This window comes from Pseudomonas oryzihabitans, from assembly GCF_032027545.1.
Lineage (GTDB): Bacteria > Pseudomonadota > Gammaproteobacteria > Pseudomonadales > Pseudomonadaceae > Chryseomonas > Chryseomonas oryzihabitans_F.
On sequence record NZ_JAVSJB010000016.1, the window covers coordinates 89,511 to 113,067 of the forward strand.

Here is a 23,557-nt window from a genome sequence, read left to right on the forward strand (position 1 = left end):
CCATGACCTTCCGCCTGCCGTTGACCGCCCTCTGCACCGCCCTGCTGCTGGCAGGCTGCGTGTCGTCCGCGGGTCTGAATCCCCAGGGGCACGCCGTGGACCCGGCGACCCTCAAGGGTGAGGCCACCTTCGCCAGCGACCGTCTCTCGCCTGCCCAGTGGCCGAGCGCCGACTGGTGGACCCGGCTCGGCGATCCGCAACTGGACAACCTGATTCGCGAGGCCTTGCGCGACAGTCCGTCGCTGCAGGAAGCCGACGCCCGCAGCCGCCAGGCCGATGCCGCGGTGCTGGCCGCCGATGCCGATCGCTATCCGCAACTCGACGCCAATGCCGGAGTGACCCGCTCGCGCCTGGCGCGGCCGGACGATCCCGCGGGCCAGGGCGACCGCTATAGCACCCTGCGCCAGCTGGACCTCAGCGGCAGCTATAGCTTCGATCTCTGGGGTGGCCAGCGCGCCGCCTGGGAAGCGGCCCTCGGCCGGGCTCGCGCCGGCGAAGTGGATCGCCAGGCCGCCCGCCTGACCCTGGCCGCCAACGTCAGCCGCGCCTACAACCAGCTCGGCCTCGCCTATGCCAACCTGGACGTGGCCCAGCAGGACCTGGACCGCACCCGCGGCATGCTCGACCTGGCCCAGCGCCGGGTGGACGCCGGCCTCGACAGCGACTACCAGCTGCAGCAAACCCAGAGTCTGGAAGCCAGCGCGGCGTCTTCGCACACGGCCGCCGAGCAGCAGGTGCGCAGTGCCCAGATCCGTCTCGCCGTGCTGCTGGGCAAGGGACCCGATCGCGGCGCCGAAATCCCGCGACCCAGGCTGATCGCCCCCACCGCGGTGAGTCTGCCGGCACAGCTGCCCGCCGAACTGGTCGGGCGCCGTCCGGATCTGATCGCCGCCCGCTGGCGCGTGGAGGCCGCGAGCAAGGACATCGCCGCGAGCAAGACCAACTTCTATCCCAACCTGAACCTGACGGTGGCCGCCGGCAGCAAGGCCATCCTCGGCGATGCCTTGTTCGGCGCCCCGGCGCGCTTCTTCAACGTCGGTCCGGCGCTGTCGCTGCCGATCTTCGACGGCGGTCGCCGCCGCGCCGATCTCGCCAGTCGGGATGCCGACTACGACCTGGCCGTGGCCCAGTACAACCAGACCCTGGTGCAGGCACTGGGTGACATCGCCGATGCCATCACCCGCCAGCGCTCGTTGGACCAGCAGCTGGTCGACCAGCAGCGGGCAAGGGACATCGCCAAGAGCTCCTTCGACATCGCCATGCAGCGCTATGGCGCCGGCATCGGCAACTACCTCGACGCCCTGACCGTCGAGCAGCAATTGCTGCAGGCCGACCGCCAGCTCGCCAGCCTCCAGGCCGACCGCATCGACAGCGGTGTGCTGCTGATGCAGGCCCTGGGTGGCGGCTTCCAACCGTCCACACTGCCGCCGGCGCCCACCGCCGCGGCCACTCACTGATACCGAGGTCGCGATCATGGCCGATTCTGCCGCAACCCCCCAAGACAATGCCCAGGAGCAGAAGCCGCAGCGCTCCGGCAAACGCAAACTCTTCCTGCTGCTGCTACTGCTGTTGGTGATCCTGGCTGGCGTGGGCGTCTACTGCTACCACCTGTTCTATGGCCGCTTCCACGCCAGCACCGACGACGCCTACGTCAATGGCAACCTGGTGCAGATCACGCCCCAGGTCACCGGCACCGTGACCCGCATCGCCGTGGACGATGGCGACTATGTCAAACAGGGCCAGATGCTGGTGGAGTTCGATCCCAGCGATACGGCGGTCGCCCAGCAGAGCGCCGAGGCCAACCTGGCCAAGACCGTACGCCAGGTGCGCGGCCTGTACAGCAACGTCGACAGCTACAAGGCCCAGGTCGCCGCCCGCCGCGTCGAGGTGGACCGTGCCCGCGCCGACTACGCCCGGCGCCAGCAACTGGCCAAGGGTGGCGCCATCTCCAAGGAAGAGCTGGCCCACGCCCGGGACACCCTGGTAGCGGCGCAGAGCTCCCTGACCTCCGCCCAGCAGCAACTGGACACCAACCAGGCACTGGTGGACGACACCGAGATCGCCTCGCACCCGGACGTCAAGGCCGCCGCCGCCCAGCTGCGCCAGGCCTATCTCAACCACGCCCGCAGCACCCTGGTGGCGCCGGTCAGTGGCTACGTCGCCAAGCGTTCCGTGCAGGTGGGCAGTCGCGTGCAGCCCGGCGCGGCGCTGATGGCCGTGGTCCCCCTGGACCAGATCTGGATCGACGCCAACTTCAAGGAAACCCAGCTCGCCGAAATGCGCATCGGCCAGCCGGTGGAAATCCACTCCGACCTCTATGGCGACGACGTGCGCTATCGCGGCACCGTGGAGAGCCTGGGCGTGGGCACCGGTAGCGCCTTCTCGCTGCTGCCGGCACAGAACGCCACCGGCAACTGGATCAAGATCGTCCAACGCTTGCCGGTGCGGATCCACCTGGAGGCAGACAACCTGGACAAGCATCCGCTGCGCATCGGCCTGTCGACCATCGTCGATGTCGACCTGCATGACCAGGACGGCGCTCGCCTGCCCACCACCACCCCGCAGCAGCCGCGCTACAGCACCGACGTCTACGATCACCAACTGGCCGATGCCGACCAGCTGATCCAGCAGATCATCCACGTCAACGGTCCGGCGGCGCGTGCTGCCGGCGTCGCCAAGCGCTGAAGTCCTGGAGGCTCGTCGGCGAGCCTCCCCGCCCACCCTTCTGGTAACCCGTCATGAGCGATAACGCCTTTCGCCCGGCGAGCCTGGTGCTCGCCACGGTGGGCCTGTCCCTGGCCACCTTCATGCAGGTGCTCGACACCACCATCGCCAACGTCGCCCTGACCACCATTTCCGGCAACCTCGGGGTGAGCTCGGAACAGGGTACCTGGGTCATCACCGCCTTCGCCGTGAGCAACGCCATCGCCCTGCCGCTGACCGGCTGGATGGCGCGGCGCTTCGGCGAGGTGAAGCTGTTCATGGCCGCCGTGGTGCTGTTCGTCATCACCTCCTTCCTCTGCGGCATCGCCACCTCCATGCCCGAGCTGGTGATCTTCCGCGCCATGCAGGGCTTCGTCGCCGGTCCGCTCTACCCCATGGCCCAGACCCTGCTATTGGCGATCTTTCCCGCCGCCAAGCGCGGTATGGCCCTGGCGCTGCTGGCCATGGTGACGGTGGTGGCGCCCATCATCGGGCCCATCGCCGGGGGCTGGATCACTGACAACTACAGCTGGCCCTGGATCTTCTTCATCAACATTCCCATCGGCATCTTCGCCACCTTGGTGGTCTGGAGCCAACTGGGCAAGAAGCCGGAAAAACTGGTGAGCCAGCCCATCGACTACGTCGGGTTGATCCTGCTGGTGATCGGCGTTGGCGTGCTGCAGGTGGTGCTGGACAAGGGCAACGACCTGGATTGGTTCGAATCCAACCTGATCTGCCTGGGCGCCGCCCTCTCCGCCGTGGCCCTGACCGCCCTGGTGATCTGGGAGTTGACCGACAAGCACCCCATCGTCAACCTGCGGCTGTTCCGCTATCGCAACTTCAGCTTCGGCACCCTGGCGCTGGTGCTGGGCTATTCGGGCTTCTTCGGTATCAACCTGCTGCTGCCCCAATGGCTGCAGACCCAGCTCGGCTATACCCCGGTATGGGCAGGCCTGGCCGCGGCGCCCATCGGCATCCTGCCGGTGATCCTCTCACCGCTGGTGGGCAAGTTCGCGCACAAGACCGACCTACGGCTGCTGGCCGGCGGCTCCTTCCTGGTGATCGGGGCGTCGTGCTTCATGCGCGCCACCTTCAACAACGAGGTGGACTATCGCCACATCGCCGAGGTGCAGACCTTCATGGGCCTGGGCGTGGCGCTGTTCTTCATGCCCACCACCAGCATCCTGCTGTCCAGCCTCAAGCCATCGGAACTGGCGGACGGCGGCGGCCTGGCCACCTTCCTGCGGGTCCTGGGCGGCAGCTTCGCCTCCTCCCTGACCACCTGGCTGTGGCAGCGCCGCGCCATCCACCACCATGCCCAGCTGACCGAGGACGTGACCGTCTACAGCCCGGCTACCCAGCACTACCTGGACGCCCTCGGCGGGCCGTCGCAACAGGCCTATGCCCAGCTGGACAAGGTGGTGGAGAGCCAGGCCTACATGCTCTCCACGGTGGATTACTTCACCCTGCTCGGCTGGATCTTCATGGGGCTGTTCCTGATCATCTGGCTGGCCAAACCGCCCTTCGCGGCCAAGCCGGGAGCAGGTGGCGGAGATCATTGATCAGGGGGCGGCATGCTGCGTTTGCAGGTAGTCGGCGATGTCGCGCAGGTCCTCGGCGTCGCCGATGCCCCAGAATCTCATCTTGGTGCCCGGCACCTTCGCCTCGGGATCCCGAAGAAAGGCCGCCAGGGCCTCGCGATCCCAGGCGAAACCGGCCTGGCGCATGGCTTCGGAATAGTTGTAGCCGGTCAGGCCACCCGCCTGGCGGCCGAAGAGGTCGTTGAGCTGAGGACCGAAGCCAGACTGGGCACCCGGCCCGACGGAATGGCAGTTGTGGCAACGCCGCAGGAAGAGGTTGCGGCCGTTGTCGGCATCGGCCCAGGCCGCTTCCCTGCCCAGCAGCATCAGCAGGACCACCCCGGCCAGGGTCTTCACCGCTGGCATTTCCGGCAGTAGACGCTGGCCCGCTGGCCGAGGCGGATCTCCTGCAGGCCGGTGCCGCAGAGCTTGCAGAATTCGCCCTTACGCCCGTAGACGAACAGCTCCTGCTTGAAATACCCCGGCGCGCCGTCGCCGCCGATGAAGTCGCGCAGGGTGGTGCCACCGCTTTCGATGGAGCGCGCCAGCACCTTCTTGATCTCTTCCGCCAGGCGATCGTAGCGTGCCCGGGAAATGCTGCCAGCAGCGCGGCGAGGATCGATACCGGCGGCGAACAGCGCTTCGGCGGCGTAGATGTTGCCCACCCCCACCACCACGGCATTGTCCATGATGAAGGGCTTGACCGCCATGCTGCGCCCGCGCGACAGCTCGAACAGCCGACCGCCGTCGAAGGCCGCGGTCAGCGGCTCGGGCCCCAGCTTGCTGAGCAGCACATGGGCGTGGGGGTCCTGGGTCCAGAGCAGCGCACCGAAGCGGCGCGGATCGGTGTAGCGCAGCGACAGGCCGGACTCCAGCTCGATGTCGACGTGCTCGTGCTTGGCCGGCGGCTGGTCGGCGGGAACCAGGCGCAGGCTGCCGGACATGCCCAGGTGACCGATCAGGGTGCCGCTCTCGGCACGGATCAGCAGGTACTTGGCACGGCGTTCCACGGCCTCGATGCGCTGGCCGGACAGGCGCACGTCGAGATCCTCGGGCACCGGCCAGCGCAGCCGGGCATCGCGGACGATGACCCGGCGCACGCGCTGACCGACGACATGGGGCTCGATGCCGCGGCGGGTGGTTTCGACTTCAGGTAATTCGGGCATGGGGATCCAGGAGGGTTATTCCAGAGATTTGGCTTAAAAGGCGCCGAGCGAAGGTCAGGCAAGGCGCAACGACCAACGGGAGTAACAGCCGAAGGCTGGCCCGAAGGGTGAGCGCCAGCGAATCAAAACAGCGAGGAAGCGGACCGGGCTCGCGCACGAGTTTACAAAGGGTAAATGAGCATTCCGAGCTGGTTTTCAACGCCGCATGGCCGAGCGCAGGCCCTTTTAACCAAATCTAGTAATTGATCCGACCGCTGCCCATCTCAAGGATCGTCTCCTTGACCGACTCGAAGTCGTACTCGGACAACCCGACGTGATCCAGCACCCGCGGGGCGATGGCCTGCCACTCGCGATCCTCGTCCTGGCTGCCCAGGGCTCGATAGCAGCCGCAGACGTGCTCGGCCATCTTCAGCAGGGCCAGCAGATTCTTGATCTGGATGTCGGTGGTCGACTCCTCGTCGAACACCGACTGGGCATTGTGGTGGTTGGCGATCGCCTGGCCAACGTGTTCCGGCAGGCGCCAGGAGCGCGAGATGAAGTAGCCCACCACGGCATGGTTGGTGTTGAACAGGCGGTTCTCCACGTCCACCACCCGCACCTGCTCGTTGACGCTGGCGTAGGCCTCTTCCAGCACCGCCATGTAGTTGGGGAAGCGCTTGAGCATCAGCGGGATGCCGCAGTTGTGGAACAGCCCCAGGGCATAGGCCTCGTCAGGGGTCGGATAACCGGTCTTCTTGGCCAGGCTCAGGCAGGTCTCGGCCACGTCCTGGGCGGTATCCCAGAAGCGGTTGAGGATGACGATGGTCTCGTCGGTGAGTTCGCCCTTGATCGACTGGGCGTTGATCAGATTGATGACCGACTGGCTGCCCAGCAGATTGACCGCACGCTGGATGGAGGTGATGCGGTTGCTCAGGCCGAAGTACGGCGAGTTGACCAGCTTGAGCAGGGCGCCCGACAGCCCCGGGTCCTGCCCGATCAGACGGGCGATGACCTTGAGATCGGGGTTCGGCATGATCTGCTCGAGTTGCAGGTCCACCATGATCTGCGGTTGCGGCGGGATGCTGATGCCTTGCAGAGCCTGGCGGATCTGCTCCTCGGTCAGTTGGGGGGAGGCTTGGGACATGGGGACTACTCTGCGATGGATGTCGCAAATTTACCCCGCGGCACGGCCGGATGCCATCGGGCGCGACGAAGGAACTTCGTCTGGCCTGCCGTGGCCGGAATGAAGGGCGCCGGCAAAAGGCCAGCCCCTACCGAATTCCGACCCGAGGTATCCACAACCATGGCTACATCCCTGAACGGCAAGAAGATCGCCATCCTGGTCACCGACGGCTTCGAACAGGCCGAACTCACCGGCCCCAAGCAGGCCCTGGAACAGGCAGGTGCCCAGACCCACATCATTTCCGCCGAATCCGGCCAGGTGCAGGGCTGGAACCATACCGATCCGGCCGACTCCTTTGCGGTCGACCTGACCTTCGACGCAGCCAATGCCGGTGACTACGATGCCGTGCTGCTGCCCGGTGGCGTGGTCAACGCCGACACCATCCGCACCGATGCCAAGGCCCAGCAGTTGACCAAGCAGATCGCCGACGCCGGCAAACCGGTTGCCGTCATCTGCCACGGCGCCTGGCTGCTGATCTCCGCTGGCCTGGTGCAGGGCAAGACCCTGACCAGTTGGCCATCGCTGACCGACGACCTGAAGAATGCCGGTGCCACCTGGCAGGATCGCGAGGTCATCGTCGACGGGACGCTGGTCAGCAGCCGCAAGCCAGACGACATCCCGGCCTTCAATCGCGAATTCATCAAGCTGCTGGCGGGCTGATGCTGAAGAATGGCACTTTGATCTCATAAGACTGAACTCGTGGCAAAGTGCCAAGTCTTATCGAGTGCCCCCAAAGCACTTTTAGCCCGCCCTGCCCGGCGGGCTTTCTTTTGCCCGGCGTTTGGATTCAGGCCTGAAAGTCACCCTGCAAGTCCACCAGGTGACGCTCGATGTCGGCCAGGCGCTGGCCCTGGTCGTTCATGCCCAGCCAGGCCAGCTTGAGGCGCGCCTCGAAGGGCAGCAGATAGGCCAGCTGGCAGCCCAGGGCTTGGCGGTCGGCGACCTCCCCGCCCATGCCCAGGCCGGCCACCATGGGATGCTCGGCCAGGGCGACCAGCAGCGCCAGCAGATCGCCATCGGCATCGCGCAGGGGCTGAGGGGCCGCCTCGGGTAGCCACTCCACCTCGCCCACGACCAGATGATCGACCTGCTCCTCCTGGCTCAGCAGGCGAAAGCGACGCCCGCCCTCGACACGGATGCCGAGCAGGCCGTTGCTCTGCTGCTGCCAGTCACGGATCAAGGCCTCGCAACCGTAGGTACCCAGCCGATCGGGCGCCGCGCCGGTCTCGCGGCCTTCGAGGATGGTCACCACGCCGAAGCCGGTACCCTGCTTGAGGCAGCGACCGAGCATGTCCAGGTAACGGGCCTCGAACAGCTGCAGATCGAGACGGCAGCCGGGAAACAGCGTGGTATTCAGCGGAAACAGGGGGAGCGACATGGAACCTCCGAGGACAGCTGGTCCTGCTGGATGGATCGTCGAACGCCACGAGCATTCCCCACGCGGCGACGCGCGGGGAATGCCGGGTCAGAAGCGGTAGACCTCGGCGCCGGTACGAATGGGCACCACGGCCGGCAGGGTCGGCTTGGCCTGGGCCTCTTCCACGAGTTTCTTCGGCTCCTTGCGGGCCGTCTCGCTGTCACGCCTGCTGCGCTGGGCCACCTTGGTGAGATCGGTGGCCAGCCGCGCCGCCAGCTGCTGCAGCAGATCACCCTGGGCGCGTACCTGGGCCGCGCGATCACCGGCATGGCGGGCCTGCAGATGGACAACCTGGGTATCCAGCAGCTTGCCCTGGGCATCGCGCAACTGCCAGCCGGCATCCAGCACGGCCGCTGCGCGGTCGCCCGCATCGAGGCGGGTGACGTTGAGTTCCAGCCGGTACTGCGGCTCGAAGCCTTCCGGCGGTTCGCCCACCACTACCCGGCCGCTGTTCAGGCGACTGGCGAGTTGGCGTTGCAGCAACTGGCGCATGTTGGCATTGAGCGGACCGGCCCAGTGATCGCGAGTGGTCGCCAGGCTGCCATCGGGCTGACGCTCCAGCAGCACGTCACGCTGCAGGTAGTCGGCCAGTTGCAGGCTTTCGATCCATACCGCGACACCCCTATCCTTGCTGGCAGGCGCTCGAACGTTGCCGCCATCGAGCTGGTAGTAATGAGTGGGGCCGAGGCTGGCGCAACCACCCAGGCCAGCCAGCACAGCCACCAACGCCAACCTGGCGAGACGCATCCGTTTCATCGAAGATCGCTCTCGACGGGCCCAGTGGCCCTGCGAGTCCTGGTCGAAAAAATCGGGCCTATGCTAGCGGTTGACCGCAGGCGGCTCAAGTTTCCACCTGTAGCGAGTCCACCCGTTGGAAGCCACGCGGCAGCTTGTTGCCGCGCCGGCCCCGCTCGGCCCGATAGTGTTCCAGGTCGCTGCCCTTGAGGGTGTAGGGCCGTTTGCCCGCCTGCAAGGTGAGGGACGCCCCGGCCGGTACCACGGCTAGGTCGACCACGTATTCCTCGCGCTTGGCGACTCGTTCGCCGGGGATGGAGATCAGCTTGTTGCCCTTGCCCTTGGCCAGTTGCGGCAGCTCGCTGATGGCGAACACCAGCAGGCGGCCTTCGTTGGTGACCACTGCGATGGAAGTGTCTTCCAGGGAGGCCACCGGCTTGGGTGGCAACACCTTGGCGCCATTAGGCAGGCTGATCAGTGCCTTGCCGGCCTTGTTCTTGGCCTGCAGGTCTTCGCCCTTGACCACGAAGCCATAGCCGGCATCAGAGGCGAGCACATAGAGGCCGGTGTCGTCGGGCAGCAGCAGGCATTCGAAACTGGCGCCCGGCGGTGGCGTCAGGCGTCCGGTCAGGGGCTCGCCCTGCCCCCGCGCCGAGGGCAGCGAATGCGCGGCTACGGAATAGCTGCGCCCAGTGGAGTCGATGAACACCGCGAACTGATTGGAGCGCCCCAGGGCCGCCACCTTGAAACCGTCTCCGGCCTTGTAGGACAGCCCGGTCGGGTCGACGTCGTGACCCTTGGCCTGGCGCACCCAGCCCTTCTCGGAGAGCACCACGGTGACCGGCTCGGTAGGCATCAGCTCGGTTTCGGACAGCGCCTTGGCCTCGGCGCGCTCGACGATGGGCGAGCGACGTTCGTCGCCATAGGTCTCGGCGTCCTTGAGCAGTTCGTCACGGACCAGGCCGCGCAGCTTCTTGTCGCTGCCCAGCAGGGTCTGCAGGCGCTTCTGCTCCTTGAGCAACTCGGCCTGCTCGCCGCGGATCTTCATCTCCTCCAGCCGCGCCAGTTGCCGCAGCCGGGTTTCGAGGATGTAGTCGGCCTGTTCCTCGGAGAGCTCGAAGCGGGCCATCAACGCCTGCTTGGGATGCTCTTCGGTACGGATGATGTGGATCACCTCGTCGAGGTTGAGGAAGGCGACCAGCAAGCCGTCCAACAGGTGCAGGCGGCGCTCGACCTTGTCCAGGCGGAATTGCAGGCGGCGGCGCACCGTGCCGATACGGTAGATCAGCCACTCCTGGAGAATCTGCCTGAGGTCCTTGACCTGGGGCTTGCCATCCAGGCCGATGACATTGAGGTTGACCCGGTAGCTGGACTCGAGATCGGTGGTGGCGAACAGGTGCTGCATCAACTCGTCGGCATCGATGCGGTTGGAACGCGGCACGATGACGATGCGGGTCGGATTCTCGTGGTCCGACTCGTCGCGCAGGTCGGCCACCATGGGCAGCTTCTTGGCCTGCATCTGGGCGGCGATCTGCTCCAGCACCTTGGAACCTGAGACCTGGTGCGGCAGCGCGGTGATGACCACGTCGCCGTCTTCGCGGCGGTAGACGGCGCGCATGCGCACCGAGCCGCGGCCGGTCTCGTAGATCTTACGGAGGTCGGCGCGCGGCGTGATGATCTCGGCTTCGGTGGGGAAGTCCGGCCCGGGCACGTGTTCGAGCAGTTCCGGCACTCCGGCGATGGGATCGTCCAGCAGGCGAATGCAGGCGGCCGCCACCTCGCGCAGGTTGTGCGGCGGAATGTCGGTGGCCATGCCCACGGCGATGCCGGTGGTGCCGTTGAGCAACAGGTTGGGCAGCCGCGCCGGCAGCACCGCCGGCTCGTTCAGCGTGCCGTCGAAGTTGGGCACCCAGTCCACCGTGCCCTGCCCCAGTTCGTTGAGCAGCACCTCGGAATAGCGCGACAACCGCGCCTCGGTGTACCTCATGGCGGCGAAGGACTTGGGATCGTCCGGCGCCCCCCAGTTGCCCTGGCCGTCTACCAGCGGATAGCGGTAGGAGAACGGCTGGGCCATGAGCACCATGGCTTCGTAGCAGGCAGAGTCGCCGTGGGGGTGGTACTTGCCGAGCACGTCACCCACGGTACGGGCGGATTTCTTGTGCTTGGCGTCGGCGTCCAGGCCCAGCTCGCTCATGGCGTAGACGATGCGACGCTGTACCGGCTTGAGACCGTCGCCGATGTGCGGCAGGGCACGGTCCATGATGACGTACATGGAGTAATCCAGATACGCCTTCTCGGTGAAGTCGGCCAGCGAACGGCGTTCGACGCCATCCAGGCTCAGGTCGAGGGGTGCACTCATGGGAATCCTTTGGTGTTACGTCTTTGATCGGGGGCCCGGTCCATCGCGGTCATGGACCGCTCCTACAGGGGCTCGATACACCTGTAGGAGCGACCCATGGCCGCGATAGGCGCAGCCAACCTATTTAGATCAGCACTTCGGCGCGGTCGCCCTTGGACTCCAGCCAGCTCTTGCGATCGCCGGATCTCTTCTTGGCCAGCAGCATGTCCATCATCTCGAGGGTAGCGGGCACGTCGTCGAGGGTCAGTTGCACCAGGCGCCGGGTGTTGGGGTCCATGGTGGTCTCGCGCAACTGCAGCGGGTTCATCTCGCCGAGGCCCTTGAAGCGGGTCACCTGCGGCTTGCCGCGCTTCTTCTCCGCCGCCAGTCGATCGAGGATGCCATCCCGCTCGGCTGGATCGAGTGCGTAGTAGACCTCCTTGCCGAGGTCGATGCGGTACAGCGGCGGCATGGCCACGTAGACGTGACCGGCATCCACCAGCGGGCGGAAATGCTGCACGAACAGGGCGCACAGCAGGGTGGCGATGTGCAGGCCGTCGGAGTCGGCATCGGCGAGGATGCAGATCTTGCCGTATCTCAGGCCGCTGAGGTCGGCGCTGCCCGGATCGATGCCGATGGCCACAGCGATGTCGTGCACCTCCTGGCTGCCCAGCACCTCGCTGCCGTCCACCTCCCAGGTGTTCAGGATCTTGCCGCGCAACGGCATGATGGCCTGGAATTCCTTGCTGCGCGCCTGCTTGGCGCTGCCGCCGGCGGAGTCGCCCTCCACCAGGAACAGCTCGGATCGCATCGGGTCCTGGCCGGCGCAATCGGCCAGCTTGCCGGGCAGCGCCGGGCCTTGGGTGATCTTCTTGCGCTCGACCTTCTTGCCCGCCTTGAGGCGGCGGCCGGCGTTGTTGATGGCCAGTTCGGCGATCTGCTGGCCCAGCTCGGGATGGGCGTTGAGCCAGAGGCTGAAGGCGTCCTTGACCACCCCGGCGACGAAGGCGGCGGCCTCGCGGGAGGACAGGCGCTCCTTGGTCTGGCCGGAGAACTGCGGCTCCTGCATCTTCATCGAGAGAACGAAGGCGATGCGCTCCCAGACATCTTCCGGCGCCAGCTTGAGACCACGCGGCAAGAGGTTACGGAATTCGCAGAATTCGCGAATGGCATCCAGCAGGCCCTGGCGCAGGCCGTTGACGTGGGTGCCGCCCTGGGCGGTGGGAATCAGGTTGACGTAGCTTTCCTGTACCGACTCGCCGCCCTCGGGCAGCCAGAACAGGGCCCAGTCCACCGCTTCCCTGGCCGAGGCCAGGCTGCCGTGGAAAGGCGCCTCGGGCAGCCGCAGGGCGTCGCCTACGGTGTCCACCAGGTAGGATCTCAGGCCGTCCTCGTAGTGCCATTCGCTGCGCTCACCGCTGGCTTCGTCGTGGAAGCTCACGGCCAGGCCTGGGCAAAGCACCGCCTTGGCCTTGAGCACGTGCTTGAGGCGGCTGACGGAGAACTTGGGTGAATCGAAATACTTGGGGTCCGGCCAGAAATGCACGCTGGTGCCGGTATTGCGCTTGCCGACGCTGCCGACCACGGCCAGTTCGCTGGCCTTGAAGCCGTCGGCGAAAGCCATGGCGTATTCGCTGCCCTCGCGCCTGACGTGCACCTCGACGCGGGTCGACAGCGCATTCACCACGGAAATGCCCACGCCGTGCAGACCACCGGAGAACTGGTAGTTCTTGTTGGAGAACTTGCCGCCGGCGTGCAGCTTGGTGAGGATCAACTCGACGCCGGAAACGCCCTCTTCCGGGTGGATGTCCACCGGCATGCCACGGCCGTCGTCGATCACCTCGAGGGAATTGTCGGCGTGCAGGATCACCTGCACCGAACGCGCATGACCGGCCAGGGCCTCGTCGACACTGTTGTCGATGACCTCCTGGGCCAGATGGTTGGGCCGGGAGGTGTCGGTGTACATGCCGGGGCGCTTGCGCACCGGGTCGAGTCCGGAGAGGACTTCGATGGCGTCGGCGTTGTAGGCGTTTTGCGTGGCCATGGGGTCTCTATTCGAAGGTGTTGAAATCCAGATCGCGCCAGAGCGCCGGGTCGAAGCCGGCCAGTTCCAGCAGCAGCGGCAACTGGCGTTGGAAGCCCTGGAAGCCATGGTCGCCGCCCTGCTCGATGCGCAGGGTACAGGCACCGTAGTAACGCTCGGCGTCGCGGTAGTCGAGGGTCTCGTCGCCGGTCTGCAGCCACACGTGGAACCGCTCCGGGTCCACCGGCGCGGCGACCTCCAGTGCCCGCAGAGCCTCGACATGGGCCTCGGTGAGGGTCCAGGTCTCGCCGGTGTAGTGATTGCGCTGCGGCCCCAGGTAGTGCTCCATGAAGCGCCAGGGACGGACCGCGGGGTTGATCAGCACGGCCTTGAGCCCGTGGCGCTCGGCCAGGACGGTGGCATAGTAGCCGCCCAGGGAGCTGCCGACCAGCAAGGGGGCGTCCAGCTCGGCCAATTGGCGCTCCAACAGGGTGCAGGCGGCGCTGGCGTCGTTGGGCAGCGCAGGGGCTCGCAGCCAGTCGGCCAGACCTAGCCGGGCCATGCAGGCGGTCAGCTGCTGCGCCTTGTGGGAAGCGGGTGAGCTGTTGAAGCCATGGATATAGAGGATCGACGGCATCGGGCCGCTCCTACTGGATAAAAAAACAGGTAAAAGAGTAACCCGTTTCGACTCCGACACCAAGGTGGCCGATCCGCATCGGCCTGGAACCCGTTCGCTATGCCAGCGCCCGAGCGAAGCCGCTCGTCTCAGTAGCCCGCCGCGCTGTGGTCCACAGTGAACCCGTGCTGTTGCAGGCGCGAGACACCGGTCTCCAGCTCGCCATTGGGCAGCAGACGCAACCAGCGATAGCCTGGCGCCTGGTCGCCGGCCTTGAAATCCTGGCTGCCAGGCTCGAATTGCAGACCGGTAGAAGGCGAGGCCAGCAGCCGTACCCCGTTACGGAACTGATCGAATTCCTGGTGGATATGGCCCCAGAGCACCACCTTGACCTGCGGGTGCCGATCCAGCACGGCGAACAGCTCGTCCGGGCGATGCAGGCCCAGGGGTTCCATCCAGCCGCACCCCACGGGAACCGGGTGATGGTGCAGGCAGATCAGCGCCGGCCGGTCAGGCGCGGCGGCCAGAGCCTGGTCCAGGGTCGCCAGTTGCGCCTGACCCAGTTCGCCGAACACGCAGCCACGCACGGTGCTGTCGAGCAGGATGAGGCGCCAGGCACCCAGGTCGGTGACCGTCTCCATGAAGTCGCGGTCGCCGCAGGCCTTGGCCATGGGCGCATTCTCGTCGTGGTTGCCTGCCAGCCAGCGCATGGGCGCGGCGAGGGGATCGGTCAATTCGCAGAAGCGTTGGTAGGAGGCCACCGAACCGTCCTGGGAGAGGTCACCACTGGCCAGCAGCAGGTCGATGCGTGGCTGTTCCGCCATCACTTGAGCGACGACCTGCCGCAGGCTAGCGGCGGTGTCGATGCCCAATAACTTGCCATCCGCCCGGGCGAACAGATGGCTGTCGGTCAATTGGACGACGAGGGGAGCGTTGACACTATCCGGCGAACTCACCAAAGCCTCCTAGGCAAAGAGAACAACGAGCGCAGGCAGGGTGCAGAAAAGTTCCCGGGAACTTGCGTGCACAGATCACATTTTCGCAGCTTGGTTATTGCGATGGAAGATGCGGCTGTCGGCGTTGCGCTTTGGTGCTCACCGCTGCAGGATCGGCTCGGCTTCATGGCCGCAGGCGAGGCAGTGACTGAGCCACTCGCCGAGGAACAGGTTGAGCTGGCTCTTCTCGTCCGGCTGGTGCATCGCCTGGTTCGGATAGGGATAGCGCCCGAGCAGGTGCCGGGAGGCGCCGGCCGATACCACTTCCGCCATGCGGGCGTCGTGATACACCCGTACTTCGAGTTCGGGAACCGGCAGCCAGGGCAACCCCAGTTCCTGGCGCACCCGCAGCGCCGTCGTGTAGGGACAGGCCTCGGTGACCTCCAGCGCCAGCACCCCCAGCGGGCGCTCGCCTTGCGACAGCATGACGCGCCGCGATATCACGGCCTCGCGCATCTTGGGCAGAAGCCGCATCAGCCGCACGTAGTTGGCCTCGCACGTGGCCTGCAGGCCCGGCAGGTCAACCCGGTAGCGATCTCGCAGTTTCAGCCCCATAACCCTCTTACCTCGACGCGATTGAGCGCCAGCCATTGCAGGGCGATGATCGCCGCCGCGTTGTTGATTCGACCGTCTCGTACCCCCGCCAGTGCCTCGTCCAGGGACCAGACATGCACGCGAATGTCTTCGCCCTCCTCTTCCAGGCCGTGGACGCCACCGGCCTGGGTAGTGCTGCAACGCCCCAGGTAAAGATAGACCTGCTCGTTGCTGCCGCCGGGCGAAGGGAAGTAGGTGGAGATGGGCCAGAGTGATTGCAAGGTCAGGCCGGCTTCTTCCTCGGCTTCCCGATGAGCGACCGCCTCGACGGCTTCGCCCTGCTTGTCCACCAAGCCTGCCACCGGCTCAAGCAGCCAGGGATGAGCGGTCTTTTCCATGACGCCGACGCGAAACTGCTCGATCAGCACCACCTCGTCGCGCACGGCGTCGTAGGGCAGCACGCAGACGGCATCGGGCCGCTCGAAGACCTCCCGCTCCAGTTCGGGCCCCATTCCGCCGGAAAATTGCCGGTGACGCAGCCGGAAACGGGCCATGCGGTAGAAGCCCTGGAAGCAGACCTCGCGGCTCAGGATTTCGACGGCGGGCGCCTGGGACTCGTTGGCTTCGTTCATGGGCGCTCCAGCGCTGGTGACAGGTAATCAGATCATCCTAGCGCGCCGCTTGCACTCGTGCAGCCCCTGGCAGGACAAGTCGCGAAACGGGCAACAAGCCGGGAATCCTGCGCCCGGTCCTGGCAAACTTATGGCGCCAGACGGGTTCGAAAGCCGTCGCGCCCTGTTTCGCCAAAAAAGGTTTCAACGAAAAGGAATCCCATGCGTATCCGCCCGCTCCTCCTGCTCGCCGGCCTGCTGCTCGGTGGTTGCCAAAGTGCCTTCGGTCCGAACCTCGACAAACCCCTCACCCCGCGCCACCAGGCCTGGGAGCATCGGCCTGCCGGCTGCCAGGGTGACGAATGCCCACTGGTCAACATCGACTACGTGGAATTCGGCGAACCGGCGCTGGACGCCCTGGTGCAGCGCCACCTGCTGGGCCTGGCCCGGGCCGAGCCGGGTGCGCCCATCCCCGCCTCCCTGGCGAGCTATGAGCGTGATTTTCTCAGTAAGGCCCAGCCGCGCTGGAGCAGCTACCTGCAGGCCAAGGTGCGCGAACAGCATGACGGTCTGGTGATCATCGAGTTCTCCAGCTACCTGGCCAATGGCGGCGCCCATGGCCTGGCCGGGCGCGATTTCGTCACCTGGGATCGCCATCTGAATCGGCAGATCACCCTGGGCGACATGCTGGTCCCCGGGCAGGAAGCCGAGTTCTGGCGGCTGGCGCAGCTGTCACGCGAGGCCTGGATGCTCAGCAACAACGTCGGCGACGCCGAGTTCCGCCAGCAGTGGCCCTTCCTCAAGACCAACAACGTGGCCCTGGACTTCGGCGCCCTGACGCTGAAGTACGACATCGGCAGCATCGCGCCCTACGCCATGGGCCATCCGGAGCTGAAGATCCCCTATCCTAAGCTCAATGGCATTCTCAAACCGGACTACTTTCCCGGGCGCGGCAAGGCGCGGCAGCCGTAACAGCGGACCTTGATGGTCGTGATCGGCGACGGCTCGGACAGCTTGCCGGCACCTGACTGCAATCGCGGCCATGGGCCGCTCCTACTGGCGTCTCGCTGCACGTCGTAGGAGCGGCCCATGGCCGCGACAAGTAGTAGGGTGGATGACGGCGCAGCCTCATCCACGCGGGCTCGACACCCGTGTGGAAAACGCCTGGCGGTTTTCCACGCTACGGGCTCACGCCCGCTTCAACCCCAACGCCGCCTGCGCCGTGCCGGCCACCAGGATGGCCGGCAGGGTCGCGCCCCAGGCCGGGAGCAGCGTCGGCAGCAGGTGGTAGACGGCCACGCCCAGCGCCCAGGCGATCAGGGATTCCAGGCGCAGCGCCTTCACCTGCTCCGGGGCCCTGCGGCGGCGCAGCAGGAAGTGATCCACCAGCACCACGCCGAACAACGGAGCGAATACCGAACCGATCAGCAGCAGGAAATGTTCGTACTGCGCCAGGGGCACCAGCAGCGCCAAGAGGGTACAAAGAATGCCGATGGCCAGGGTCAGCTGCCAGATCTTCACCTGGGCGAGGAATCCCGTGGCCACCGCAGCCGAATGGTAGGCAGCGAAGGCGTTTTCCGACTCGTCCAGCAGGATCAACAGCAGTGGCAGACCCAGGCCGGCCACCGCCAGGGCGCGCAGCAGGGCGTCTGCCTCGCCGCCGCTGGCGAAAGCCAGGGTGTAGGCGAAGCCCAGGCCCATCAACCAGAGGTTGCCGCAAAAGTAGCCCAGCATGACACCGCGCCCGGCGCTGCGGCCGGTGCGGGCGAAGCGGGTGTAGTCGGCGATCACCGGCAACCAGGACAGTGGCATGGCCACCACCAGGTCGAAGCCCAGCGCCTGGGTCAGGGAACCGTCACCGGGTCTCTGCCAGAGTGTGGCCAGATCGGCGCGCAGGAAGAGATCCAGGGTCAGCCAGGTGCAGGCGCCGAGCAACAGCCAGATGCCCCAGCGGCTGAGAAAACGGCGCACGAAGGTCAAGGGACCGGCCACCGCCAGGGCCGTGGCCAGGGCACCGAAGACCAGGGTCCAGAGCACCGGCGAGGCCCAGCCCTGCAGGCCCCAGCTGCCCAGCAATACGCTGGCCGCCTCGCGCATCACCACCAGTTCGAAGGCACCCCAGCCGATCAGTTGGGTGATGTTGAGCACCGCCGGCAACAGCGCGCCGCGCTGGCCGAGGCTCTGCCCCAGGGCGGTCATGCCGGCGAGACCAGTGTCACTGCCCACCAGGCCGGCAGCGGCCAGCAGCAGCACCCCGACGAGGGTGCCGAGCACCAGCACCAGCAGGCCATCGGCCAGACCCAGCCCGGGCGCCAACAAGGCACCGGCCTGGGCCACCATCAGGCCGATGCCGAGGGAGAACCAGAGGGTGAAGAGATCGCGCCCGCCGAGGACGCGGCGGTCCGCCGGAACGGGGATGGTGGGGGTATAGAGGCCGGGGGCCTGAGCCATGATGAATCTCGTGAAAGAGGGATTAGGAAAAATACAGGTCGGCGCGAAACAGCCCCCTCAAGCCTGCTACCTCGGGCTCGAGGGGGCCTGTCAGGCTGCGCCCAGCCCTGCCTAGGAAACAACCAGCGGCTTCATCCTTGAAGCCCGCCAATGCCTTAACGAGCGTCCGATGACACGGGACGCGGCTGGGCCTGGCTCAGCCCAGCCAAGCAGCGTCAGACCTGTTTGTAGATCACCCCGCCTTCGTCCTTGAAGCGCGCAGCCTGTTCCTGGAAGCCGGCCTCGATGGCCTTCTGCTCGTCGGTCAGGCCGTTTTCCTTGGCGTAGTCGCGGACTTCCTGGGTGATCTTCATGGAGCAGAACTTGGGCCCGCACATGGAGCAGAAGTGCGCCACCTTGGCCGAGTCCTTGGGCAGGGTCTCGTCGTGGAAGGCACGTGCGGTGTCCGGGTCCAGGCCCAGGTTGAACTGGTCTTCCCAGCGGAATTCGAAGCGCGCCTTGGACAGGGCATTGTCGCGGATCTGGGCGCCGGGATGCCCCTTGGCCAGGTCAGCGGCATGGGCGGCGATCTTGTAGGTGATGATGCCGGTCTTGACGTCGTCCTTGTTGGGCAGGCCCAGGTGCTCCTTGGGCGTCACGTAGCAGAGCATGGCGCAGCCGAACCAGCCGATCATGGCGGCGCCGATGCCGCTGGTGATGTGGTCGTAGCCGGGGGCGATGTCGGTGGTCAGCGGGCCGAGGGTGTAGAACGGCGCCTCGTCGCAGCACTCCAGCTGCTTGTCCATGTTCTCCTTGATCAGCTGCATGGGCACGTGGCCCGGGCCTTCGATCATGGTCTGGACGTCGTGCTTCCAGGCGATCTTGGTCAGCTCGCCGAGGGTTTCCAGTTCGCCGAACTGGGCGGCGTCGTTGGCATCGGCGATGGAGCCCGGACGCAGGCCGTCACCCAGGGAGAAGCTCACGTCGTAGGCCTGCATGATCTCGCAGATGTCTTCGAAGTGGGTGTAGAGGAAGTTTTCCTGATGGTGCGCCAGGCACCACTTGGCCATGATGGAACCGCCGCGGGAGACGATGCCGGTGACGCGCTTGGCGGTCAGGGGCACGTAGTGCAGGCGCACCCCGGCGTGGATGGTGAAATAGTCCACGCCCTGCTCCGCCTGCTCGATGAGGGTGTCGCGGAACAGCTCCCAGGTCAGTTCCTCGGCGACGCCGCCGACCTTTTCCAGGGCCTGGTAGATGGGCACGGTACCGATGGGGACCGGCGAGTTGCGGATGATCCACTCGCGGGTCTCGTGGATGTGCTTGCCGGTGGACAGGTCCATCACGGTGTCGGCGCCCCAGCGGATGCCCCAGGTCAGCTTCTCCACCTCTTCCTCGATGGAGGAACCCAGGGCGCTGTTGCCGATGTTGCCGTTGATCTTCACCAGGAAGTTGCGGCCGATGATCATCGGCTCCAGCTCCAGGTGGTTGATGTTGGCGGGGATGATGGCACGGCCGCGAGCCACTTCGTCGCGAACGAACTCCGGCGTGATTTCCTGGGGAATGCTGGCGCCGAAACTCTGGCCGCGGTGCTGGTTGCCGAGCAGACCGGCGGCGCGGGCCTCCTGGAGCTTCATGTTCTCGCGGATGGCGATGTATTCCATCTCCGGGGTGACGATACCCTGGCGGGCATAGTGCATCTGGGAGACGTTGCGCCCGGCCTTGGCCCGGCGCGGCTGGCGCGCCAGGTCGAATCTCAGGGCGGCGAGGCTTGGATCGGCGAGGCGTGCCTGGCCGAATTCGGAGGTCAGCCCGGCCAGCAGCTCGGTATCACCACGCTCTTCGATCCAGCGCGAGCGTACGTCCGGCAGGCCCTTGCGCAGGTCGATGCGCACCGCCGGATCGGTGTAGGGACCGGAGGTGTCGTAGACGCACACCGGGGCGTTCGCTTCGCCACCGAAGGCGGTGGGGGTGTCGGCGAGGGAGATTTCCCGCACTGGCACGCGGATGTCGGGACGCGAGCCGGTCAGGTAGACCTTGCGCGAGTTGGGCAGCGGCTGGGTGGACTGGCGGTCGACGCGGGTGAAGTCGGTGACGTTGTTCTGCTTGTTCATCGAGGCTCTCCTGGTGGGCGCGTTGCCGAGGGAAGAACCTGGACGAAGGGGTGGGCACGCAAGAAGAGGCAAGCCCGGACGGATGGCGACCACGGAATGAGACTGCGGACGCCCTCTTGTTCCCTACGCAGGTTGACGCACCGCCATGCGGCGCGCCTAGCCTGATCAGGTTCAACGGGATCCGGGACTACCCGATCTCAGCGCCTCGTAGCGCACCCCGACAAGAACGCGCCCAGTGTAAACCCAGACTGGCAGAAACTTCGACCGCTATTTCCTCTCCTATGGCGGATTCGGACGAAGCCACTACACTGGCGCGGTCCCTCAAGGAAGGCTCCAAGAATGCGAAGATTCCTGCTGCTCGCGGCGCTCTGCACCACGGCCGGCCTGGCCCAGGCCCAGGTGGCCGGCAGTGGCCTGCTCGACGTCTATCGCGAGGCGCTGGACAACAACGCCGACCTGGCCGCCGAGCGCGCCGGGCTCGGTGCCCAGCGCGAGGCGGTGCCCCAGGCGCGGGCCGGCCTGCTACCGCAACTCGGCCTCGGTGCCCAGTTCAACGACACTCACACCAGCCTCCAGCTCAAGGACAATCCGGCGCTGGGCGTCGAGGGTGGTCGCTACAGCAGCGATCGCAGCAGCCAGTTGATCCAGGCCACCCTCAGCCAGCCGCTGTTCCGCGCCGACCGCTGGTTCCAGCTCAAGGCCGCCCAGGCCGCCACCGAGCAGGCCGAACTGCAGTTCTCGGCTGCCCAGCAGCAACTCATCCTGCAGACCGCCGAGGGCTATTTCAGCGCCCTGCGCGCCCAGGACGCCCTGGCCACCGCCCGTGCTGAGGAAAAGGCGCTGTACCGCCAGCTGGACCAGTCCCGCGAGCGCTACAAGGTCGGCCTGACCGACGACACCGACGTGCTCCAGGCCCAGGCCAGCTTCGACAACGCCCAGGCCAACCGTTCGCAGAGCGAGCAGCAGGTGGCCGATGCCTTCCAGGCCCTGACCCGGCTGACCGATCGTGACTACGGCAGCATCGCCGGCATTCGCCACGACCTGCCGATCCTGCCGCCGCAACCCAACGATGCTCGCCTGTGGGTGGACACCGCCATGCGCCAGAACCTGCAGCTGCTGGCCGCCGGCCAGGGCGTCAACGCCGCCCAGGAGACCTTGCGCCAGCGCCGCGCCGGGCACCTGCCGACGGTGGACGCGGTGGCGCGCTACAGCCACAGCGACAACGACGCGGTGAATCTGCCCAACGCCGAGCAGCTGTCCCTGTTCGGCAGCCCGGTCAACAGCCGCAGCATCGGCATCCAGGTCGAGGTGCCGCTGTACAGCGGCGGCGCCACCAGCTCCCAGGCACGCCAGGCCTATCAGCAACTGGACCAGAGCGAGCAGCGCCAGGAAAGCCTGCGCCGCCAGGTGGTGCAGAACACCCGCAACGCCCACCGCGCGATCAACACCGACATCGAGCAGGTGCGCGCCCGGCGGCTGTCCATCGCCTCCAGCCAGCGCGCCCTGCGCGCCACCGAGATCGCCTACCAAGTGGGCAGCCGCACCATCGTCGACGTGCTCGACGCCCAGCGGCTGCTGTACAACGCCGTGCGCCAGTACAACGACGCCCGCTACAACTACATCCTGGATACCCTGAGACTCAAGCAGGCGGCCGGCACCCTGGCGCCCAACGACCTGCTGGCGCTGTCCGGCTATCTCGATCCCCACTACGACCCGGATCGCGACTTCCTGCCGCCGGACCTGGCCAAGACCCGCGCCGACGTGCTGCCGACGCGCTCCGCTCAGGGCGTGAGCAATTTATCCAGTCCGGAGAGCAACCGCTCCAGCGCGCCCTGATTGGCGGCCAATACCGCCAGACCCGCCTGACGGCGCCGCTCGGCTTCCGCCGGCTCGGCCCAGAGCCGGCTCACGGCCGCGGCGATGGCCGGGGCTTCCGCCACCGTTTCCAGGGCTCCGGCCTCGCGCAACTGGGCGACGATGTCGAGGAAGTTGAACACGTGCGGGCCGCTGAGCACCGGCAGGCCCAGGGCCGCCGGCTCCAGCGGATTATGGCCGCCGCGCTCGATCAGGCTACCCCCGACGAAGGCGACGTCGGCCAGGGCATAGAGAAACAGCAACTCGCCCATGGTGTCGCCCAGCAGTACCTGGGTCTGCGGCTGCACCGCCTCCCCCGTCGAGCGCTGCACCACGCTGAAGCCTTCGCGACGTACCTCGGCCAACACCTCGGGGAAGCGCTCGGGATGACGTGGCACCAGGATCAACAGGGCATCGGGCCGGGTGGCCAGCAGTTGGCGCTGGGCCTGGAGCAGGATTCCATCTTCACCGGCATGGGTACTGGCAGCGATCCATACCGCTCGGTTGCCCCAGCCCTGCCGCAAGGCGGCGGCGCGGGCCGGCAGCTCGGGATCGATGCGCAGGTCGAACTTGATGGAGCCGGTCACCGTGACCCGTTCGGCGCGAGCGCCAAGGGTACGGAAGCGCTCGGCTTCCACTGGCGTCTGCACGGCGAGCCAGGCCAGCTCCGCCAGCATCGGCCCGGTCACTCCGCCCAGTTTTCCGTAGCCGCGAGCGGAACGTTCGGACAGCCGACCATTGGCCAGGGCGATGGGAATACCGCGGCGCGCCGCCTGGTGGATGAGGTTGGGCCAGAGTTCGGTCTCCATCACCACCCCCAGGCTGGGCCGCAGCCGGTCGAGGAAGCGCCCGGCCAGCCAAGGCAGGTCGTAGGGCAGATAGCAATGCTGGACGTCATCACCGAACAGGGCGCGGATGCGCTCCGAGCCGGTGGGCGTCATGCAGGTCACGATGATCGGCAGTCCGGGATGGCGCTGGCGCAGGGCACGGATCACCGGCGCGGCGGCGATGCTCTCCCCCACCGACACCGCATGCACCCAGATGCCGCCGGGCGGCACCTTTGGCAAGCCCAGCGCCAGGCGCTCACCGATGCGTTGCCGATAGGCGGGCGCCTTGCGGCCGCGCCACAGCAGGCGCAGCAGGATGACGGGCAAGGCCAGGGTGAAGATCAGGCTATAGAGGGTACGGTTCATGGCGGCAGAGCTTAATGAAGCGGTGCCGCCAGTGCGAGCCCTACACCTCCGAGCCTATCCAAAGGCTGCTGCGCGTCGGCCAAACG

20 protein-coding genes and 1 riboswitch are annotated in these 23,557 nt (G+C 66.6%); of the genes, 6 read left to right on the top strand and 14 right to left on the bottom strand.

Annotated elements, in window-relative coordinates; all coding sequences use genetic code 11:
* Positions 1-2 precede the first annotated feature (2 nt).
* The 3 genes from RND78_RS21390 to RND78_RS21400 are packed head-to-tail and all read left to right on the top strand — an operon-like array spanning position 3 to position 4,265.
* Positions 3-1,457, top strand: coding sequence for an efflux transporter outer membrane subunit (locus RND78_RS21390; protein ID WP_312731952.1), 1,455 nt, complete (start codon positions 3-5; stop codon positions 1,455-1,457).
* Positions 1,458-1,473: 16 nt separating this feature from the next.
* Complete coding sequence (locus RND78_RS21395) at positions 1,474-2,685, top strand: efflux RND transporter periplasmic adaptor subunit (protein ID WP_312731953.1); 1,212 nt, start codon at positions 1,474-1,476, stop codon at positions 2,683-2,685.
* Between the two features lie 53 nt (positions 2,686-2,738).
* Positions 2,739-4,265, top strand: a complete 1,527-nt coding sequence (locus RND78_RS21400; protein ID WP_059230085.1) for a DHA2 family efflux MFS transporter permease subunit — start codon at positions 2,739-2,741, stop codon at positions 4,263-4,265.
* On the opposite strand, the gene RND78_RS21405 is transcribed toward RND78_RS21400, so the two are convergent.
* The 3 genes from RND78_RS21405 to RND78_RS21415 form a co-directional block, all read right to left on the bottom strand.
* Positions 4,266-4,640 carry a c-type cytochrome gene (locus tag RND78_RS21405; protein ID WP_312731954.1) on the bottom strand — a complete coding sequence of 125 codons (375 nt, stop codon included), beginning with the start codon at positions 4,638-4,640 and terminating at the stop codon, positions 4,266-4,268.
* The gene (gene mutM / locus RND78_RS21410; protein ID WP_312731955.1) at positions 4,637-5,449 is read right to left on the bottom strand and encodes a bifunctional DNA-formamidopyrimidine glycosylase/DNA-(apurinic or apyrimidinic site) lyase; all 813 of its coding nucleotides are present in this window, start codon (positions 5,447-5,449) and stop codon (positions 4,637-4,639) included. The genes RND78_RS21405 and mutM overlap by 4 nt, the downstream gene beginning before the upstream one ends.
* Before the next feature lie 235 nt (positions 5,450-5,684).
* Positions 5,685-6,509, bottom strand: a complete 825-nt coding sequence (locus tag RND78_RS21415) for an HDOD domain-containing protein (RefSeq protein ID WP_312731983.1) — start codon at positions 6,507-6,509, stop codon at positions 5,685-5,687.
* A gap of 222 nt (positions 6,510-6,731) precedes the next feature.
* Here RND78_RS21415 and RND78_RS21420 point away from each other — a divergent pair, with 222 nt between their 5' ends.
* Positions 6,732-7,271 (top strand): type 1 glutamine amidotransferase domain-containing protein, encoded by a 540-nt coding sequence (locus RND78_RS21420; protein WP_312731956.1) that lies wholly within the window; start codon positions 6,732-6,734, stop codon positions 7,269-7,271.
* Between the two features lie 127 nt (positions 7,272-7,398).
* On the opposite strand, the gene RND78_RS21425 is transcribed toward RND78_RS21420, so the two are convergent.
* The 8 genes from RND78_RS21425 to RND78_RS21460 form a co-directional block, all read right to left on the bottom strand.
* Complete coding sequence (locus RND78_RS21425; RefSeq protein ID WP_312731957.1) at positions 7,399-7,989, bottom strand: LON peptidase substrate-binding domain-containing protein; 591 nt, start codon at positions 7,987-7,989, stop codon at positions 7,399-7,401.
* A gap of 87 nt (positions 7,990-8,076) precedes the next feature.
* A complete protein-coding gene (locus RND78_RS21430) occupies positions 8,077-8,784 on the bottom strand; it encodes an LPS assembly lipoprotein LptE (RefSeq protein ID WP_312731958.1) in 708 nt (235 codons plus the stop codon).
* Positions 8,785-8,869: 85 nt separating this feature from the next.
* Positions 8,870-11,122, bottom strand: coding sequence for a DNA topoisomerase IV subunit A (gene parC / locus RND78_RS21435; protein ID WP_312731959.1), 2,253 nt, complete (start codon positions 11,120-11,122; stop codon positions 8,870-8,872).
* A gap of 124 nt (positions 11,123-11,246) precedes the next feature.
* Positions 11,247-13,145 (bottom strand): DNA topoisomerase IV subunit B, encoded by a 1,899-nt coding sequence (parE, locus tag RND78_RS21440; protein ID WP_312731960.1) that lies wholly within the window; start codon positions 13,143-13,145, stop codon positions 11,247-11,249.
* A 7-nt stretch (positions 13,146-13,152) separates the two neighbouring features.
* Positions 13,153-13,761 carry a YqiA/YcfP family alpha/beta fold hydrolase gene (locus tag RND78_RS21445; protein ID WP_312731961.1) on the bottom strand — a complete coding sequence of 203 codons (609 nt, stop codon included), beginning with the start codon at positions 13,759-13,761 and terminating at the stop codon, positions 13,153-13,155.
* Positions 13,762-13,889: 128 nt separating this feature from the next.
* The gene (gene cpdA, locus RND78_RS21450) at positions 13,890-14,696 is read right to left on the bottom strand and encodes a 3',5'-cyclic-AMP phosphodiesterase (protein ID WP_312731962.1); all 807 of its coding nucleotides are present in this window, start codon (positions 14,694-14,696) and stop codon (positions 13,890-13,892) included.
* 138 nt (positions 14,697-14,834) lie between these two features.
* Positions 14,835-15,290 (bottom strand): DUF1249 domain-containing protein, encoded by a 456-nt coding sequence (locus tag RND78_RS21455; RefSeq protein WP_059230096.1) that lies wholly within the window; start codon positions 15,288-15,290, stop codon positions 14,835-14,837.
* Positions 15,281-15,901 carry an NUDIX domain-containing protein gene (locus tag RND78_RS21460; protein ID WP_312731963.1) on the bottom strand — a complete coding sequence of 207 codons (621 nt, stop codon included), beginning with the start codon at positions 15,899-15,901 and terminating at the stop codon, positions 15,281-15,283. The genes RND78_RS21455 and RND78_RS21460 overlap by 10 nt, the downstream gene beginning before the upstream one ends.
* A gap of 201 nt (positions 15,902-16,102) precedes the next feature.
* On the opposite strand from RND78_RS21460, the gene RND78_RS21465 reads away from it, so the two are divergent.
* On the top strand, positions 16,103-16,852 hold the full coding sequence (locus RND78_RS21465) for an RsiV family protein (protein WP_312731964.1): 750 nt from the start codon (positions 16,103-16,105) through the stop codon (positions 16,850-16,852).
* A 216-nt stretch (positions 16,853-17,068) separates the two neighbouring features.
* On the opposite strand, the gene cytX is transcribed toward RND78_RS21465, so the two are convergent.
* Entirely contained in the window at positions 17,069-18,331 is a 1,263-nt protein-coding gene (cytX, locus tag RND78_RS21470; protein WP_312731965.1) for a putative hydroxymethylpyrimidine transporter CytX, read from the bottom strand.
* Between the two features lie 215 nt (positions 18,332-18,546).
* Entirely contained in the window at positions 18,547-20,424 is a 1,878-nt protein-coding gene (gene thiC, locus RND78_RS21475; protein WP_312731966.1) for a phosphomethylpyrimidine synthase ThiC, read from the bottom strand.
* A gap of 103 nt (positions 20,425-20,527) precedes the next feature.
* A riboswitch (TPP riboswitch) is annotated at positions 20,528-20,654 on the bottom strand.
* Between the two features lie 109 nt (positions 20,655-20,763).
* Here thiC and RND78_RS21480 point away from each other — a divergent pair.
* Complete coding sequence (locus RND78_RS21480) at positions 20,764-22,260, top strand: TolC family outer membrane protein (RefSeq protein ID WP_312731967.1); 1,497 nt, start codon at positions 20,764-20,766, stop codon at positions 22,258-22,260.
* Here the strand turns inward: RND78_RS21480 and waaA are convergent.
* Positions 22,206-23,471: a lipid IV(A) 3-deoxy-D-manno-octulosonic acid transferase gene (gene waaA, locus RND78_RS21485; RefSeq protein WP_312731969.1), complete on the bottom strand. Its 1,266-nt coding sequence runs from the start codon at positions 23,469-23,471 to the stop codon at positions 22,206-22,208. The genes RND78_RS21480 and waaA overlap by 55 nt on opposite strands.
* Positions 23,472-23,557: the final 86 nt, after the last annotated feature.